The 16,184-nt window shown below is 62.3% G+C and carries 16 protein-coding genes; 13 read left to right on the top strand and 3 right to left on the bottom strand.

What is annotated here, in order from left to right; all coding sequences use genetic code 11:
- From PFLQ2_RS09540 to PFLQ2_RS09550, 3 genes are all read right to left on the bottom strand, one after another.
- Complete coding sequence (locus tag PFLQ2_RS09540) at positions 1-1,212, bottom strand: nitrate/nitrite transporter (protein ID WP_003183599.1); 1,212 nt, start codon at positions 1,210-1,212, stop codon at positions 1-3.
- Positions 1,213-1,552: 340 nt separating this feature from the next.
- The gene (locus tag PFLQ2_RS09545; protein ID WP_003183597.1) at positions 1,553-2,128 is read right to left on the bottom strand and encodes an ANTAR domain-containing response regulator; all 576 of its coding nucleotides are present in this window, start codon (positions 2,126-2,128) and stop codon (positions 1,553-1,555) included.
- A 14-nt stretch (positions 2,129-2,142) separates the two neighbouring features.
- Positions 2,143-3,354 carry a CmpA/NrtA family ABC transporter substrate-binding protein gene (locus tag PFLQ2_RS09550; RefSeq protein ID WP_003183596.1) on the bottom strand — a complete coding sequence of 404 codons (1,212 nt, stop codon included), beginning with the start codon at positions 3,352-3,354 and terminating at the stop codon, positions 2,143-2,145.
- A gap of 263 nt (positions 3,355-3,617) precedes the next feature.
- Here PFLQ2_RS09550 and PFLQ2_RS09555 point away from each other — a divergent pair, with 263 nt between their 5' ends.
- From PFLQ2_RS09555 to sicA, 13 genes are all read left to right on the top strand, one after another.
- A complete protein-coding gene (locus PFLQ2_RS09555) occupies positions 3,618-4,340 on the top strand; it encodes a helix-turn-helix domain-containing protein (protein WP_003183594.1) in 723 nt (240 codons plus the stop codon).
- Positions 4,337-5,989: a type III secretion system outer membrane ring subunit SctC gene (sctC, locus tag PFLQ2_RS09560; RefSeq protein ID WP_003183592.1), complete on the top strand. Its 1,653-nt coding sequence runs from the start codon at positions 4,337-4,339 to the stop codon at positions 5,987-5,989. Before PFLQ2_RS09555 ends, sctC begins: the two co-directional genes overlap by 4 nt.
- On the top strand, positions 5,986-7,092 hold the full coding sequence (sctW, locus tag PFLQ2_RS09565; protein WP_003183590.1) for a type III secretion system gatekeeper subunit SctW: 1,107 nt from the start codon (positions 5,986-5,988) through the stop codon (positions 7,090-7,092). Before sctC ends, sctW begins: the two co-directional genes overlap by 4 nt.
- A 2-nt stretch (positions 7,093-7,094) precedes the next feature.
- A complete protein-coding gene (locus tag PFLQ2_RS09570; protein WP_033046578.1) occupies positions 7,095-9,146 on the top strand; it encodes an EscV/YscV/HrcV family type III secretion system export apparatus protein in 2,052 nt (683 codons plus the stop codon).
- A 38-nt stretch (positions 9,147-9,184) separates the two neighbouring features.
- Complete coding sequence (sctN, locus tag PFLQ2_RS09575; RefSeq protein WP_003183587.1) at positions 9,185-10,471, top strand: type III secretion system ATPase SctN; 1,287 nt, start codon at positions 9,185-9,187, stop codon at positions 10,469-10,471.
- On the top strand, positions 10,455-10,910 hold the full coding sequence (locus tag PFLQ2_RS09580) for a type III secretion protein (protein ID WP_003183586.1): 456 nt from the start codon (positions 10,455-10,457) through the stop codon (positions 10,908-10,910). The genes sctN and PFLQ2_RS09580 overlap by 17 nt, the downstream gene beginning before the upstream one ends.
- Positions 10,907-11,794, top strand: coding sequence for a hypothetical protein (locus tag PFLQ2_RS09585; protein ID WP_033046169.1), 888 nt, complete (start codon positions 10,907-10,909; stop codon positions 11,792-11,794). The genes PFLQ2_RS09580 and PFLQ2_RS09585 overlap by 4 nt, the downstream gene beginning before the upstream one ends.
- A complete protein-coding gene (locus PFLQ2_RS09590; RefSeq protein WP_003183582.1) occupies positions 11,791-12,714 on the top strand; it encodes a FliM/FliN family flagellar motor switch protein in 924 nt (307 codons plus the stop codon). The genes PFLQ2_RS09585 and PFLQ2_RS09590 overlap by 4 nt, the downstream gene beginning before the upstream one ends.
- Positions 12,707-13,360: an EscR/YscR/HrcR family type III secretion system export apparatus protein gene (locus tag PFLQ2_RS09595; protein WP_003183580.1), complete on the top strand. Its 654-nt coding sequence runs from the start codon at positions 12,707-12,709 to the stop codon at positions 13,358-13,360. The genes PFLQ2_RS09590 and PFLQ2_RS09595 overlap by 8 nt, the downstream gene beginning before the upstream one ends.
- Positions 13,361-13,368: 8 nt before the next feature.
- On the top strand, positions 13,369-13,623 hold the full coding sequence (locus PFLQ2_RS09600) for an EscS/YscS/HrcS family type III secretion system export apparatus protein (RefSeq protein ID WP_003183579.1): 255 nt from the start codon (positions 13,369-13,371) through the stop codon (positions 13,621-13,623).
- Positions 13,624-13,627: 4 nt separating this feature from the next.
- Positions 13,628-14,431 (top strand): type III secretion system export apparatus subunit SctT, encoded by an 804-nt coding sequence (gene sctT / locus PFLQ2_RS09605; RefSeq protein WP_003183577.1) that lies wholly within the window; start codon positions 13,628-13,630, stop codon positions 14,429-14,431.
- Positions 14,406-15,440 (top strand): EscU/YscU/HrcU family type III secretion system export apparatus switch protein, encoded by a 1,035-nt coding sequence (locus PFLQ2_RS09610; RefSeq protein WP_003183575.1) that lies wholly within the window; start codon positions 14,406-14,408, stop codon positions 15,438-15,440. Before sctT ends, PFLQ2_RS09610 begins: the two co-directional genes overlap by 26 nt.
- 260 nt (positions 15,441-15,700) lie before the next feature.
- Positions 15,701-16,183 (top strand): type III secretion system translocator chaperone SicA, encoded by a 483-nt coding sequence (gene sicA / locus PFLQ2_RS09615; RefSeq protein WP_003183573.1) that lies wholly within the window; start codon positions 15,701-15,703, stop codon positions 16,181-16,183.
- Position 16,184 lies beyond the last annotated feature (1 nt).

Below are 16,184 nucleotides of genomic sequence, written 5' to 3'. Positions count from 1 at the left end.
TTATACCCGAGCCGCGGTGACGGCGGCCGAACCCCAAGTGGTCCTCCAGCGACGCTTGACGCCGTGCAGGCCGAACCAGGCCAGGACACCCAGGCTTGCGAACAACCACAGCGCCAGTTGATAACTACCGGTGCTTTGCTTGATCGCACCCATGCCCGCCGCGAGGGCGAAGCCGCCGATGCCGCCGGCCATGCCGATCAGCCCGGTCATCACGCCGATTTCGCGGCGGAAACGTTGCGGTACCAGCTGGAACACCGCGCCGTTGCCCGCTCCGAGGCCGAGCATGGTGCACACGAACAGGGCCAGGGCCGCGTAGGAGCTTGGCAGGTTGAAGCCCACTGCGGCGATGCAGATGGCTGCCACGGTGTACATGCCCAGCAACGTGCGGATGCCGCCGAAACGGTCCGCCAGAGCGCCGCCCAGTGGCCGCATCAGACTGCCACCGAAGACGCAAGCGGCGGTGTAGTAGCCGGCAGTCACCGGGCTCAGGCCATATTGGTCGTTGAAGTAGCCGGGCAGGGCGCTGGCCAGGCCGATGAAACCGCCAAAGGTCACGCTATAGAAGAACATGAACCACCAGCTGTCGCGATCACCCAGTGCCTTGAGGTAATCGGCCATGGATTTGGCTTTTGGCCGCTCGGGGGCGTTCTTGGCCAGCCAGGCGAACAGAACGAGGGTCAGCACCAGTGGAATCAATGCAAAGCCGAACACGTTGGTCCAGCCAAAAGACATGGCGATGACCGGTGCGATCAGCGCCGCGAACACGGTGCCCGAGTTGCCTGCACCGGCAATGCCCATGGCCTTGCCTTGATGTTGAGGTGGATACCATTGGGAGGCCAACGGCAAGGCGACGGCAAATGAGGCGCCGGCCATGCCCAGGAACAGCCCCAGCAGCAGGGCCTGCTCATAGCTGTGAATGCCCAGTTTCCAGGCGCAGAACAGCGCGCCGATCACGATCACTTGGCCAACCATGCCGGCAGTCTTTGGCGAAATCCGGTCGGCCAGCAGGCCCATGAACAGGCGCAGGATGGCGCCGGCCAGGATCGGCGTCGCCACCATCAGCCCACGTTGTTGAGTGGTCAGGTGCAGGTCGGCGGAGATCTGTACCGCCAGCGGGCCGAGCAGGTACCAGACCATGAAACTCAGGTCGAAATAGAGAAAGGCCGCGAACAGTGTCGGGGTATGGCCGGATTTCCAGAAGCTTGAATTCATCGCGCACCTCAGCTGTAAAAGTCTCGGGTAATGAGTCAGTGCTTCGAGGTGGTGCGCCGTCATGGCGACCCCACCGACCCCGGACGTTGGGGCCAAAGCAAAAAAAACGCCGCAACCCGGCTCGCCAGAGGGGCGAGGAGGGTATGCGACGTCTTTGTCGTAGGTGGGGCAACCGCCGTTGGTTACCTGTGGGATGGCTTAAGCGAGAACTGTGCCAACAGCAGGCATTGGCAGAAGCCTATCGCGAGCAAGCTCGCTCCCACATTTGGATTCCGGTGGCCGCAGGACCTGTGGGAGCGAGCTTGCTCGCGAAGGCGCCGGCCCAGGCGCTACAAGGCTTTCAGCCCAGCAATTCGTTCATGGCAATGATCTGCTCCGCCACCTGGATCAGCTTCTGCTGGCGGCTCATGGCCTGGCGGCGCATCAGGGTATAGGCCTGTTCTTCGTTGCAGTCCTTCATCTTCATCAGCATGCCCTTGGCCAGTTCGATGCGCTTGCGCTCGGCCAGTTGCTGGTCGCGGGCCAGGAGCTGGGCGCGCAAGGCCTGGTCGCTTTCGAAGCGGGCCATGGCCACGTCGAGGATCGGTTGCAGGCGCGCTGCATGGATGCCTTCGACGATGTAGGCGCTGACGCCGGACTTGATCGCCTGGCGCATCACATCCGGGTCGTGCTCGTCGGTAAACATGACGATCGGTCGTGGCTGGTCACGACTGACCAGCACCACTTGTTCCATGACATCGCGTCCGGGTGACTCGGTATCGATCAGGATCACGTCCGGACGCACTGTTTCGACGCGCGCCGGCAGGTCGATGGTCAAGCCGGATTCGTCGATGACTTCGAATCCGGCCTCCGTCAGGGCCGCCTTGAGGCGACCGACTTTCTTCGCAGTGTCGTTGATCAGCAGGATACGCAGCATGTTCAAGGCTCCTGTCAGCGGCTGGCGAGAAGGGGAGCCGCATCGCTCAAGGCGTGCAGTTTGAAGCCACGGGCGTAACCGGCCGGATCCGAGCCGTCCCAGGTGCTGCCGTCGATCAGTTGGCTGCTGCGCATATCTTGGCGCGGGGACGCGATGCCCAGTGCTCCAGCGGCTTCGCGGTACAGCTTGAGTTGCTGGACCTCCTGGGCCACGGCCAGGTAATCGGGGTCTTCGCGCAGCAGGCCCCAGCGGCGGAACTGGGTCATGAACCACATGCCGTCCGACAGGTACGGCAAGTTCACCTCGCCTTTGCCATGGAAGCGCATGGCGTGGGGATCCTGCCAGCTGTTGCCCAAGCCGTCGGCATAAATCCCTAACAGGCGGGGCTCGATGCAATCGAGCGGTGCGTCGAGGTATTCGGGGGCACTCAACAGTTGCGCGGTGCTGCGACGGTTTTCAGTGCTTTGTTCGATGAAGCGGCTCGCTTCGAGGATCGCCATCACCAGGGCACGGGCGGTATTGGGGTACTGCTCGACGAACGCACGGGTGCAGCCAAGGACTTTTTCCGGGTGGTCAGGCCAAATGGTCTGGGTGGTTGCCAAGGTAAAACCGAGGTTCTGCTTCACCGCGCTGGCGCACCAGGGCTCGCCGACACAAAACCCATCGATCCGCCCGGCTTGCAGGTGCGCGACCATTTGCGGTGGCGGCACCACCACGCTGTCGACGTCCGACAACGGATGGATGCCCTGGGCGGCGAGCCAGTAGTAAAGCCACATGGCGTGGGTGCCGGTGGGGAACGTCTGGGCGAAGGTGAGTTTCGGGCGAGTTTGGTGCACGTGCTGTTCCAGTGCTTCAGGACTGGTCACGCCCTGGGCCTGCAAGCCATGGGACAGATTGATGCTTTGGCCGTTCTGGTTCAGCCCCATCAACACGGCCATGTCGGTCGGTGCGACGCCGCCGATGCCTAGGTGTACGGCGTAGACCAGGCCGTACAGGCTATGGGCGGCATCGATTTCGCCGCTGACCAGCTTGTCCCGCAGGTTGGCCCAGGATGCCTGGCGCTTGAGATTCAACGTCAGGCCATAGGGTTGGGCGAAGCCCTGGGTGGCCGCTACCACCACCGGGGCGCAGTCGCTCAAGGCCATGAAACCGAGGTTGACCGCGCTCTTTTCCGGGGCATCGCTGCCGTTGACCCAAGCCAGGGGGTTGGCTGGAACTTCATTCATCGCGCATCACCTTCCACATAAAAAAGCGCCGTACCCGGACGGCTGCCAGGGCAGGCCGGATGACGACGCCGTTGTCCTTCAAACAGTGTGGCACTCATTCCGCCATTGGCCTGGGCACCGATGAACAAAAACGGTGCAAGGCATATGCCAGCGTGCGCCATCAGCTTTTCATCAAGATTCCCGGCGCGGGGTCTTTCATCCTGTCGGCCTTCCAACGCCACGCAGCCAAGGAGACCGGTGTGCAGGACAAATCATTTCGCTCCATGGCATGGCCCGATCTGCGCGAACGCGTGCTTCACCTGCGCGTAGCCCAAAGCCCGGTCCAACTGAATGCAGCACCCTTTGGCCTCAGTCACTGCCTGCCGGTCGGTTGGGAAGGGCTGGTCGTGCTGGGTGATTCGCTGCAATGGCGGGGCGGCGAGTTGCATGTGCTGCCCGTCTGCGAAGCGCCACTGATGACGTTGCAGGCTTTTTTCGACATGAGCGATGCCTTCGATGAGGCGCGGCAGAAGGGTGACGTGGCAGCGTGGGCGCTGTTGCCCGTGGCGAATGACATCGTCCGCTCCCGGCAACGGCTCGAACGCTGGTACATCGAGCAAGCGATGGGCGGTGCGCTGGCCTACCGTGCTTTTGCCGACACGTTGCGTCATCACGAAAGTTACGGGCTCGTGCGGTTTCTGCTGGAGCAAGGCACGCGCAGCGAAAAGCTCAATACCCTGGCGCAACGCTACGGGGTCTCGGTGTCGCACTTCCGCAGGCTTTGCCGGCAGGCCCTGGGCACTGCGGCCAAGCCGGCACTGCGTGGCTGGCGCACAGCCCAGGCGCTGTTGAACATGAGCCTGCACGACGGCTCGTTGACCGATGTGGCGCTGGAGTTCGGTTTTGCCTCGTCGTCGCATTTTTCCAAGGAGGTTCGCGAACTAGTGGGCTTTGCGCCCAGCAGCCTGGCGGACATTACTTACTTGCCAGGCCAAGTGAGCCGATGAGCCTGCGCTTGACGTCCCTCGGCCTTTTATTCCTCTGCTCAGGCCTCGTGCTGCTGGCGCCCCTCGCGGTGCAGGCCGATGTCTACACCTTCGAGGCCCGGGAACAAAGCGCGCGGACGTTTTTCAGCGAATTGTCCGGACCATTGGGCATGCCAGTCATTGTCAGCAAGGTTGCCGCCAACAAGCGCATCGGCGGTACGTTCGACCTGCGCACGCCGCAACGAACGTTCGAGCGCCTCGCCGGGCAAATGGGGTTGATCTGGTACAGCGATGGCCAGGCGATTTATCTCTATGACGCTTCGGAAATCAAAAGCTCGATGATGTCGCTGCAAACCCTGACCGTGGACAAGCTTCAGGCATTCCTCGGGCGCTCGGGACTGCACGATGCCCGCTACCCGCTGCGTCACGACGGCCTGCGGACGTTCCATGTATCGGGCCCGCCGATGTATGTCGACCTGGTGGTACAAGCCGCCGGGTTGATGGACAACCAGCGCTCGGAGTTGCTGTTGGGCAAACAGCAGATCGGCGTGATCCATGTGCGAAATACCTTTGTCAGCGATCGCAACTACGAGCTGCGCGACGACAAGGTGACCATCCCAGGGTTGGCAACGGTCATCGAAGCGTTGCTGCGCGGTGAAAAGCAGGGCGTCGAGCCGGAAGTGGCCCAAGGCTCCGCGCCGCGATCGGCTGGAGCGATGCCAGTATTCCCCCTGGAGGGCCTGGCGAGATCGCCTTCGGACCAGGACCCGACGGCGCCCCGAGTGATTGCCCGGGAAGTGGCCGCCGGCAACATTCGGGTGGTGGCCTATCCGGACACCAACAGCCTGCTGGTCAAGGGTCTGCCGGAGCAGGTGCACTTTATCGAGAACCTGGTGAGTGCGCTGGACACGCCGAAACGGCACGTCGAATTGTCGCTGTGGATCATCGACCTGCATAAGGACGAGCTCAACCAGTTGGGCATCAACTGGCAAGGCGCGGTGAAGTCCGGGAGCGCCTTCAGCGCATCGCTCAATGCCGGTTCGGCGACCACGCTGGATGGCGTTTCATTCGTGACCCAAGTCATGGCGCTGGAACGCACCCACCGCGCCAACGTCGTTTCGCGGCCAGTGATCCTGACGCAGGAAAACGTGCCGGCGATCTTCGACAACAACCGCACCTTCTATGCCCCGCTGGTGGGTGAGCGCAGCGTCGATTTGCAGCACGTGACCTACGGCACGCTGGTGAGCGTACTGCCCCGTTTCGCCCAGGCGGACGAGATCGAAATGTCGCTCAACATAGAAGATGGCAACGAAATCGAGAGTCCCGGCCAGGGCGAGCGTCAGGGCGCGCTGCCGACGGTGGGGCGTACCCGCATCAATACCGTGGCGCGGGTGCCCCAGGGCAAAAGCCTGCTGGTGGGCGGTTTCACCCGCGACGACCATGGCGAGCAGATCGGGCGGGTGCCGGTGTTGGGTTCGATCCCGTGGATTGGTCGCTTGTTCAGCTATCGCCAGCATCGTTCGGCCAACACGGTGCGGGTATTCCTGATCCAGCCCAAGGAAATTCGCGACGCCTTTGAACCGGCCACGGACGAGCCGGCTGGGCAATTGCTGACCCCGCAACAGCATGAGCGCGTGCGCCGAATGTACTTCCGGATGTCGGAGAAATGATTCTGCCGCCGGTTTCCATCGGTGGCCGAGCCGCCCAGGCGCGACTGAATGCCGATAAGGCCGCCGAACATCCCCAACCGCCAATCGATGCCGAGGCTGCGCCCGACGACAGCGCGACGGCGGCAGTGGCCCAGCGCCTCGTGCAGATCAGCGATGAGTTGTCGGCGGCCCTGACTCAGTTCCGCGGCCGGCGGTTGTTCGAGCTCAAGTCCGATGCGCTGACCGATACCTTCGAACGCGTGCTTGAGGACGATACCGTGCCCAAGGCCCACCAGGTGCTGAACCTGGCGCGGCTGGCGGACAAGCCTGTGGCCTGGTTGCTGCAAATGGCACGAAGCCTGTTTCCCGATGACAGCGATCTGGCCCTGGTGCTGCGAGCGTTGTTGCGCCGCCGGAACCTGGAGACGCGCACCCGCCAGCGTCTCGAGACGCTGTTGCAAACAGTGGTTGCCCAAGCGTCCCCCAAGCGCATGAACGCCGGCATCAACGCGGCGCTCAAGGCCAGGATGTTCGGCCAGGGCATGGCGGTGCGCGCCGGCCTGTTGCGCGAGACCTACCGGGATTTCCTCGAGTCCGATGACGGTTCGCTCAGTTGCTATCAGGATTGGATCGCCCTGTACGGCCCGTCGCAACGCCAAGCGGTGCTGGCCTTCATCGAAGCGGCGTTGCTTACCGACATCAATGCCCAGGATCCTAGTTGCTCGCGCGCCGAGTTCGGTCAATTGCTCACCCGCGTGAACGACCTCAAGCGTCTGCGCTCGGCCGATAACCGGTTCATCGGCGCGCTGCTCGGCGATGCCATCGTCTGCCGACACAACCCCCATGAAGCCGACTGGCTGGTGTTTTTCTTCGGCGTGTTGACCTATCCCGATGAACTCGACCAGTTGCTGCTCGCCGCGTTGGGAGAGGGGCTGCTGCTCAGTGCTCATCGTGAACGTTCAACGGTGTTGCAGACCGTGCGCCGGCTCAGCCTGCAATTGCCGCTGCCACTGTTTGCCGATGAAGATGCGCCACAGCGCCTGGCAGCCCAGTTCACGCGCCTGGCGGACCTGGCCTATGCCCACGAATGCATCGATCAGCGGCGCTCGGGCAGTTGCCCATGAGCCTGCTCAATGTGTTTTTGCGCAACATCGGCGCTCGCCCGGAGCTGCTGATCCTGACCTTGATGGTGATGATCATCGCCATGCTGATCATCCCTTTGCCGACGGTGCTGGTGGATTTTCTCATCGGCCTGAACATCGTCATTTCGCTGCTGGTGTTCATGGGCTCGTTCTACATCGAGCGCATCCTCAGCTATTCGACGTTTCCGGCGTTGCTGTTGTTGACGACGTTGTTTCGCCTGGCGCTGTCGATCAGCACCAGCCGGTTGATTCTCAGCCAAGCCGATGCCGGGGAAATCATCGCCTCGTTCGGTGATTTTGTGATCGGCGAAAGCCTGGTGGTGGGCTTCGTGATTTTTTCCATCGTCACCATCGTCCAGTTCATCGTGATCACCAAAGGCTCGGAACGCGTGGCCGAAGTCGCGGCGCGTTTCTCCTTGGACGGCATGCCGGGCAAGCAGATGAGCATCGACGGTGACCTCAAGGCCGGCGCCATCGATGCGGCCCAGGCCCGGGAAAAACGCAGCGTGCTGGAGCGTGAAAGCCAGTTGTACGGTTCGTTCGACGGGGCGATGAAGTTCATCAAGGGCGATGCCATCGCCGGCATCATCATTATTTTCGTCAATTTCATCGGCGGCATGGCCATCGGCGTCGGGCAACTGAGCATGGACATGTCCACGGCGTTGTCGACCTACACCTTGCTGACCATCGGCGATGGCCTGGTGGCGCAGATACCCGCGTTGCTGATCGCCATCGGCGCGGGTTTCATCGTGACTCGCGTCAACGGCGATGACAGCAACCTGGGGCGCAACATGCTCGCCCAGATGCTTGGCAACCCGTTCGTTCTCGGCGTGACCGCATTGCTGGCGGTGGGCGTGGGCCTGTTGCCGGGTTTCCCGCTGCTGACATTTTTATCCATCGCCAGTGTCCTGGGGTTGGTTGTGTTCGTGCGCCACCGTCGATCCTCGCGCCAGGCAGCCCCGGACCAAAGCCGCAGCGACACCACCGAGCAAGGCGCGCTGCCGAGCGAATCGGGACTGCTCGATGACGTCGACACTGTCGCGACGGAAACCATCGCGCTGATGCTGCTGGTGCCCAAGGCGCAACTCGAAGCGCTGGAGAAGAATCGTTGGGCGGCGCGGTTTCGCAGCCAGTTTTTCATCGATTACGGCTTGCGCATTCCCGAACCGCGACTGCGGGTCAGCGAGGCGTTGCCAGCGCATCAGGTGGCGGTGCTGATCAACGAAGTGCGGGCCGAGCAGTTCGATATCCATTTCGAGCACTGGCGCTTGCTGGACTATTCACCCGAGCTGGATCCCCTGGGCTTCGCCCTGGTGCGTGGCAGCGACAGCAACCGCCTCGGCGGGGTCTGGGTCAGCGCGGACGACCGCGAGCGGGTGCAGCAGTTGGGCTATCACCTGCGGGCGGCCGATGAAGAATGCTACCGCTGCCTGGTCACGCTGCTGGCGCGCAATATCCAGGAATTCTTCGGCGTGCAGGAAACCAAGCAGCTGCTCGATGAAATGGAAACCCGCTACCCCGACCTGCTCAAGGAAGTCTATCGCCACGTCACCGTGCAAAAGATTGCTGAAGTGCTGCAGCGCCTGATTGGCGAGCGCATTTCCGTACGCAACATGAAGCTGATTCTCGAGTCCCTTGCCCATTGGGCTTCCCGGGAAAAGGACGTGCTGGCGCTGGTCGAACACGTGCGCGGCGCCATGGCCCGCTACATCAGCAACAAGTTTGCCCAGGGCAACGATTTGCGCGTGCTGCTGTTGTCGCCGGAGTTCGAAGACGTGGTACGCCGCGGCATCCGGCAAACCTCCGGCGGCAGTTTCCTCAATCTGGAGCCGGCCGAGTCGGAAGAGTTGATGGACCGCCTCAGCGTCGGCCTGGACAGCGTGCACATCGCCCAGAAAGACATGGTGTTGCTGTGTTCGGTGGATGTGCGGCGCTACATCAAGAAACTCATCGAGGGGCGCTTCCGGGAGCTGGACGTCATGTCGTTCGGCGAAATCTCCGAGACCGTTTCCGTCAATGTCATCAAAACGCTGTGAGGGGAACCCTGCAAATGGCTGTTGGAGAACCCGCGTCGATGCGCCTGCGCCTGGAAAGACACGCGGCCCATCCCTTGCGTTTGAGCGGTCCGCTGATCGAAGCGGCGCTGGACGAAGTGGTGATCGGCGAGGTCTGTGAGGTGCGTCGGCATTGGCGCTCGCCCGAGGTCGCGGCGAGGGCGCAGGTGATCGGCTTCAAGCCCGGTGCGGTGGTGCTCAGCCTGCTGGGCGATGGCAAAGGCCTGTCCCGGGCGTCGATGATCGTGCCCACCGGCTCGACCTTGCAACTGACCTGCAGTGACGCGTTGCTCGGCAGTGTGGTCGATCCCCAGGGCACGATCGTCGAGCGCCTGGCGCCATCGACGGCGGTGGCGCAACGGGATTGTCCGGTGGATGCCGACCCGCCGTCCTACCAGCAGCGGCGTCCGGTGGCCGAGCCCTTGCGCACCGGCATTCGTGTCATCGACGGGCTGCTGACCTGCGGCGTAGGCCAGCGCATCGGCATTTTCGCCGCCGCCGGCTCCGGCAAGACCACCTTGATCAACATGCTGATCGAGCACACCGATGCGGAGGTCTTCGTGATCGGCTTGATTGGCGAGCGTGGGCGGGAGGTGACCGAATTCATCGAGCACTTGCGCCAATCGCCCAAGCGCGCCTGTTGCGTGGTGGTGTATGCCACGTCGGATTTTTCCTCGGTGGATCGCTGCAACTCGGCGCTGCAAGCCACGACTATCGCCGAGTACTTTCGCGACCAGGGGCGACGCGTGGTGTTGTTGCTGGACTCCCTGACCCGCTACGCCCGCGCCCGTCGCGACCTGGCGCTGGCGGCCGGCGAAGCACCGGCGCGGCGTGGTTATCCGGCCTCGGTGTTCGATGCCTTGCCACGCTTGCTGGAACGACCTGGGGTGACGGCGACCGGCAGCATCACCGCCTGGTACACGGTGCTGTTGGAAAGCGATGACGAGCCCGATCCGATCGCCGAAGAAATTCGTTCCATCCTCGATGGCCATGTCTACCTCAGCCGTGCCCTGGCAGCCAAGGGGCACTACCCGGCTATCGATGTCTTGCGCAGCGTCAGCCGGGTGGCGACGCAAGTTACTGCGCCTCAGGTCCAGCAACTGGCCGCATCCACCCGGGAGATCCTGGCGCGCGTTGAACAGTTGCAGGTTTTTCTCGACATGGGCGAGTACAGCCCGGGCGCGGACGCGGCCAATGACCACGCGATGCAACGGCGCGAAGCCCTCGGCCAATGGTTGCGCCAGCCGACGGGCGAGTGTTGCGAGCCGGACGAAACCTTACGGAGCCTGCATGAAATCCTTGCCTGATCAGCGACGCTTATTGGCCTTCAGCGAGTTCCGGCGGCAACGCGGTGAACAGGCGCTGCTGCGCGTCCAGCGCCAATTGCAGCCGCTGCTGACGGAGCGCGACGGCTTCGAGGCGCAGGAAGCCGCGCTGCAAGACCTGTTGGCCAGCCATCGCGCCAATGACTGCGTGCTGGATCACGGGCAGTTGTTGGCGCTGTTGCGAACCCAGGCGGTCATCCGTCGGCGGATCGATCTGCTGCGTGTCGAGCGTGACTGCGTGGACCAGCAGTGTCGGCAGGTCGAACAGCAGTTGCAGGAGCAGCGTGAACAACTGCGTGGGTTGCTGCGCAAACACGACAAGTACCAGCGTTCCTTCCGGCAGCTGTTGCTAGAGCGACGACTCGAGGCGGTACGCCGGGAAGAGCGGGAGTTGGAAGACATGATCGGGGTGCGTCGATGAAAGAGATTTCTGTGGTTTCCTCTCTGCCGGTCCTGATCCTGGATTGCGTCGACGAAGACCCGCTGGACGAGCTGCTGGACCCGCTCGTCCCGGTGCAAGAGGATGAGCTGCCGCAGGGCGTGCTGGACCTGATGGCTTTGTTGGTTCGGCCTTATCGCGCCCCGATGAACCATGACCGTGCGCTGGCCTGGCGCTCGATGAGCGTTGTTCAGGGCGCGGCGGAGATAGAAGGCGATGGGGAGCGGTCGGTTGCCCGGGGAGCAGTGGACGTTGAAGCCGTTGGCGCACCACCACCGACTGCCCGGAACGCGATAATTTTTCCACACGCCGGCCCGCTGCTCAGCCCGCTGACAAAACATCCGCTGCCTCAACGCCTGGAGCCTGTTGTGGCGGTTAGCGACCAATCAGCGGGGTCGGCCTATTCGGTATCGATCGAGGCGCCGCCACGGGAGACGTTCACCGTGTTCAGTGAGCGGTCGGTGGTCCTCGTCGATGAACCGCTGCCCCAGGCGCCGTTGAGTCCCCCAGGCACGCGCCATGCACCGGCAATTGTCAGCCCGTCCATCCCTTCACCGACGCTGCCGCCAATGCTCGATGTCATGGTCGAGACGCTGCCGGGACCGGATCGGGAGTTCCTGCAAGTACCCTTCAATCGGGGGATGGCCAGCGGACAAGTCACCATCAGCCGAGTGCCTGATGAGCCCAGCCGACACCTGACGCTCAGCCCCAGCAATGCCCTGGTGTTCGAGCAACTCAAGGAGCCTTTCGCGCTGGCCCGGGAGCCTGGCTGGCTGCTCGCCGACAGTGGCGGCGAGCAGCCGCGCCAGGGTTCGCAGCAGGGGCCGGACGAGGATCAGGACGATCCGGCTGAGCATCCGGCATGAGCGCTTTGCAGTTACGTCGGGTCGACCCTTTGGCCCATGCCCGCGCCCAGGCGATTCAACGCTGGCGACATGCCGGTCATGAGGTGGGGTTGGCCAGGGTGCCGGAACGTTCGGACCATCTGAGCTTTTGCGCACAAGGCGACAACGGTCCCTGGCAGGGGCTGATCGCGGCCCGTGACTGGTTGCATCATTCGCTCCCGACCTTGCAATCGTTGCTGGTGCTGGAGTGCCCGTTACCGAGCATTGTCGCGTTGTTCCGGGCGGTGCCACGACCCTTGTCACTGGACATGGAAGAGTTGCATTACAGCGGTCTGACGAACATCGAATACGTGGCCCCGGCGCGATTGCCGACAGGCGAAGTGCCGTGGCTCGACACAACGCGGGGGCGTGTGTGGTTGACCCAGTTGCCGCCAAGGAATGCCGTGCGTGGCCCAGTGTCAGCCGATTCATGGCTGAAGACATTGCCGTTGCGCCTGGAGCTGATCCTTGGCGTCAGTCACCTGAGCCTTGCCAGTCGGAGACGGCTGAACGAAGGCGACGTCCTGTGCATCACCCAGCGCACTCAACGCTGCTTGTCAGCGGGCCGATGCCTCGGCGTTTTCACCTTTACCGAAGAGGGTCTACACATGCAACCGACCGTGACCGAGGCCAGTCCAGAGAATACGTCAGAGCCCGCCGTGGAGATCGACCTGGGGGCGCTCCCGGTGTGTCTGGAGTTCCTGCTCGCCACCCATGACATCGACCTGGCCGGGCTGACGCAGATCATCGCCGGGCAGCTGATCCCGCTGGCAGATAACGCGGCCCAGCACATCGAAGTGCGCGCCAACGGCAAGCGTGTGGCCTGTGGCGAGTTGGTGCAGTTGGACGGACAGTTGGGTGTGCAATTGCTGAAGGTCTATCGAGACGGCGACGATGAATGACGTCTCGCTGATCGCGCTGCTGGCGTTCGCTTCGCTGCTGCCGTTCCTGGTGGCGGCGGGAACTTGCTACATCAAGTTTTCCATCGTCTTTGTCATCGTGCGCAACGCCTTGGGCCTGCAACAAGTGCCGTCGAACATGGCGCTCAATGCGATTGCCCTGATGCTGGCCATTTTCGTCATGACGCCGGTCATGAAGCAGGGGCACGACTACTACAAGACCGAGGCGGTGGCCTTTACCGACATCGAGTCGGTGGTGAATTTCGCCGAGAACGGCCTGGGCAGCTACAAGGACTACCTGCGCAAGTACACCGATCCGGAGCTGGCGCTGTTTTTCGAGCGGGCTCAGGCAGCCCGAAGTGAAACCGACTGGCCTGCCGATGAAGCGCTTGCGCCCTCGCTGTTTTCGCTGCTGCCGGCTTATGCGCTGAGTGAAATCAAGAGTGCCTTCAAGATCGGCTTCTACCTGTACCTGCCCTTCGTCATCGTCGACCTGGTGATCTCCAGCATCCTGCTGGCGCTGGGCATGATGATGATGAGTCCGGTGATCATTTCCGTGCCGATCAAACTGGTGCTGTTTGTCGCCCTGGACGGCTGGGCACTGCTGTCCACCGGGCTGGTCAAGCAATACCTGACCTTGCTGGCGTAGGCGCATCCATGAACGATCTGGTCTACGCCGGCAACAAGACCCTGTACCTGATTCTGCTGATGGTGGCCTGGCCAATCATCGTCGCCACGGTGGTCGGCCTGGTGGTCGGCTTGATCCAGACCGTGACTCAGTTGCAGGAACAGACCCTGCCGTTTGGCTTCAAGCTGATGGCGGTCGCCGCGTGCCTGTTTCTGCTCTCGGGTTGGTACGGCGAAACCCTGCTCGACTTCAGCCGCGAAGTCATCCGCCTGGCGTTGAGTTGAGCCGATGGCGGTGACGCTGTTCTTCGAGTTGTACGCCGGGTTCGCTGCCGCGCTGTTGGGCGTGGCGCGCCTGGCGCCGATTTTCTTCATGTTGCCGTTTCTCAACAGCGGCGTGCTGACCGGTGTCGCGCGCCAAGCGGTGATTGTCCTGGTGGCGCTGGGGTTCTGGGCCTACGTCGGCGTACCGACGCCCGCCCTCGACAGCCTGGCGTTCCTCGGCTTGATGCTGCGGGAGGCGAGTATCGGCGTGCTGCTGGGTGTGCTGCTGTGCTGGCCGTTCTGGGTGTTGCATGCCATGGGCAACCTGATCGACAACCAGCGCGGGGCCATGCTCAGCAGCACGGTGGATCCGGCGAACGGTGTCGACACATCGGAGTTGGCGAATTTTCTCCAGTTGTTCGCAGCGGCGGTTTACCTGGAAGGTGGGGGCCTGTTGCTGATGCTCGAAACCGTCGCCCAGAGCTACCGCATTTGCGCCCCGGCGAATGCGTGCGAGATGCACCTGCCGGCTATTCATGGTTTGTTGGATGGGCTGGTGAGCAAGACCGTGGTCATTAGCGCGCCGGTGGTGGCGATGTTGTTGATCAGCGAAGCGTTACTCGGTTTGCTCTCGCGATATGCGCCACAGATGAACGCGTTTTCCGTGTCGCTGACGGTCAAGAGCCTGGTGGCGCTGGTGGTGTTGATGCTGTATTTCGGCGTACACCTGCCGGATGAAATCCTGCGCATGGGCATGACCTCCGACGCGCTGGCGGCGTACTTGGATGGCGAGGAGGGCGACGATGTCATCCAGCGCCTCGAAGACTGAAAAACCCACCGCCAAACGCCTCAGGGATGCGGCGCGTAAAGGCCAGACATTCAAGGCCAAGGACCTGGTCATTACCTGCCTGACCCTGTGCGGCATCAGCTACATGGTGTTCAACAGCTCGTTGTTCGAGATCATGGAGGTCTACCGGCGCATCATCGCCAGTGATTTTGACACCGAGCTGCAAGCCTACTCGGCGATGCTGGTGCTGGTCGGTCTCAAGGCGTTGCTGCCGTTGTTGCTGGTCTGCGTGCTGACCAGTGCGTTGCCGGCGCTGCTGCAAAGCGGCTTTGCCTTGGCCAGCGAAGCGCTGAAACTGAATCTCGGCGCGCTGAACCCAATCAACGGTTTCAAAAAATTGTTCAGCCTGCGCACGGTCAAGGACACGTTCAAGGCGCTGTTATACCTGGGCAGCTTCGCCATGGCGCTGTGGATCGTCTGGACCACCCAGCGGCAATTGCTGTTTGCCCAGCTGTTTGCCCAAACACCGGATCTGTTTGCGATCTGGGGGCGTCTGTTGCTGGTATTGGTGTTGGCCTTCCTGGCCTGCGTCCTGTTGATCGTCGTGCTCGATGCACTCAGCGAATACTGGTTGTTCATGAAAGACCAGATGATGGACAAGGATTCGGTCAAGCGCGAACACAAGGAGCAGGACGGCAACCCGCAAATCAAGGGCCGCCGCCGTGACCTGCACATGGAGTTGCTGTCGGAGCAGGTCAAATCCGACGTGCGCAGCTCGCGCATGATCATCGCCAACCCGACCCACATTGCCATCGGAGTGTATTTCCGTCCGGAAATCACCTTGCTGCCGTTCATCTCCCTGATGGAAACCAACCAACGCGCCCTGGCAGTCCGGGCCTATGCCAAGGAGGTCGGTATACCCGTTATCAACGACATCGCCTTGGCCCGACGGATCTTCAAGACCCACCAGCGCTACAGCTTCCTCCAAGTGCAGGAAGTCGAGGAAGTGCTGCGCCTGTTGATCTGGCTGGAGCAGGTCGAGCAGGCCTGAGGCCTGCGCATATCGAAACGACTCACTATCCCCGTGGCGAGGGAGCTTGCTCCCGCTGGGTCGCGAAGCGGCCCTGAAACCCGACGACGCGGTGTATCAGTTTGATTGCGGTGGCCTTTGGGGGGCTGCTGCGCCGCCCAGCGGGAGCAAGCTCCCTCGCCACAAGAGCATCGATGAGCGCAATTTGGCAGCGTGCCCGCCGGCATCTTTGGCTCAATGCACCGGTCAGCAGCGCTGACGTTATTTCAGGAGTGTGGCCGATGAGTCGCAATACAAAACAAGACGAACAGGTGGCCCTGGACGTCGTGGATGCAGTGCTCGGTGGCGCGGCGTTGAAAGACGTGCAAGGCATCACTGACGAGCACATGGACGGTCTCTATGCCTTCGCCTTCCAGTTCTACGAACAGGGGCGGCTGGACGATGCCGAGAAGTTTTTCCACTTCCTGTGCATCTACGACTTCTACAACAGCCATTACTGGATGGGACTGGCTGCGGTGCACCAGCTCAAGCAAAACCACCAAAAGGCGATCGACCTGTATGCCATCGCTTTCGCCCAAGGCAAAAACGACTACCGGCCAATGCTGTACACCGGCCAGTGCCACCTGGCCCTGGGCAAGGTTGGCAAGGCCCGGCTGTGTTTCGAATACGTGATCGAGCAAGCCACGGAAGACGATCTGCGTGAGCAGGCCAAGGTGTATCTCGACACTCTGGCCCACATGGAATTGCACTGTTCGGAGGACTGAA

Origin of the sequence: Pseudomonas fluorescens Q2-87 (assembly GCF_000281895.1) — a bacterium.
Taxonomy (GTDB): Bacteria; Pseudomonadota; Gammaproteobacteria; order Pseudomonadales; family Pseudomonadaceae; genus Aquipseudomonas; species Aquipseudomonas fluorescens_S.
The sequence above is the reverse complement of the archived record's forward strand: the minus strand, read 5'-3'. Positions and strand labels throughout refer to the sequence as shown.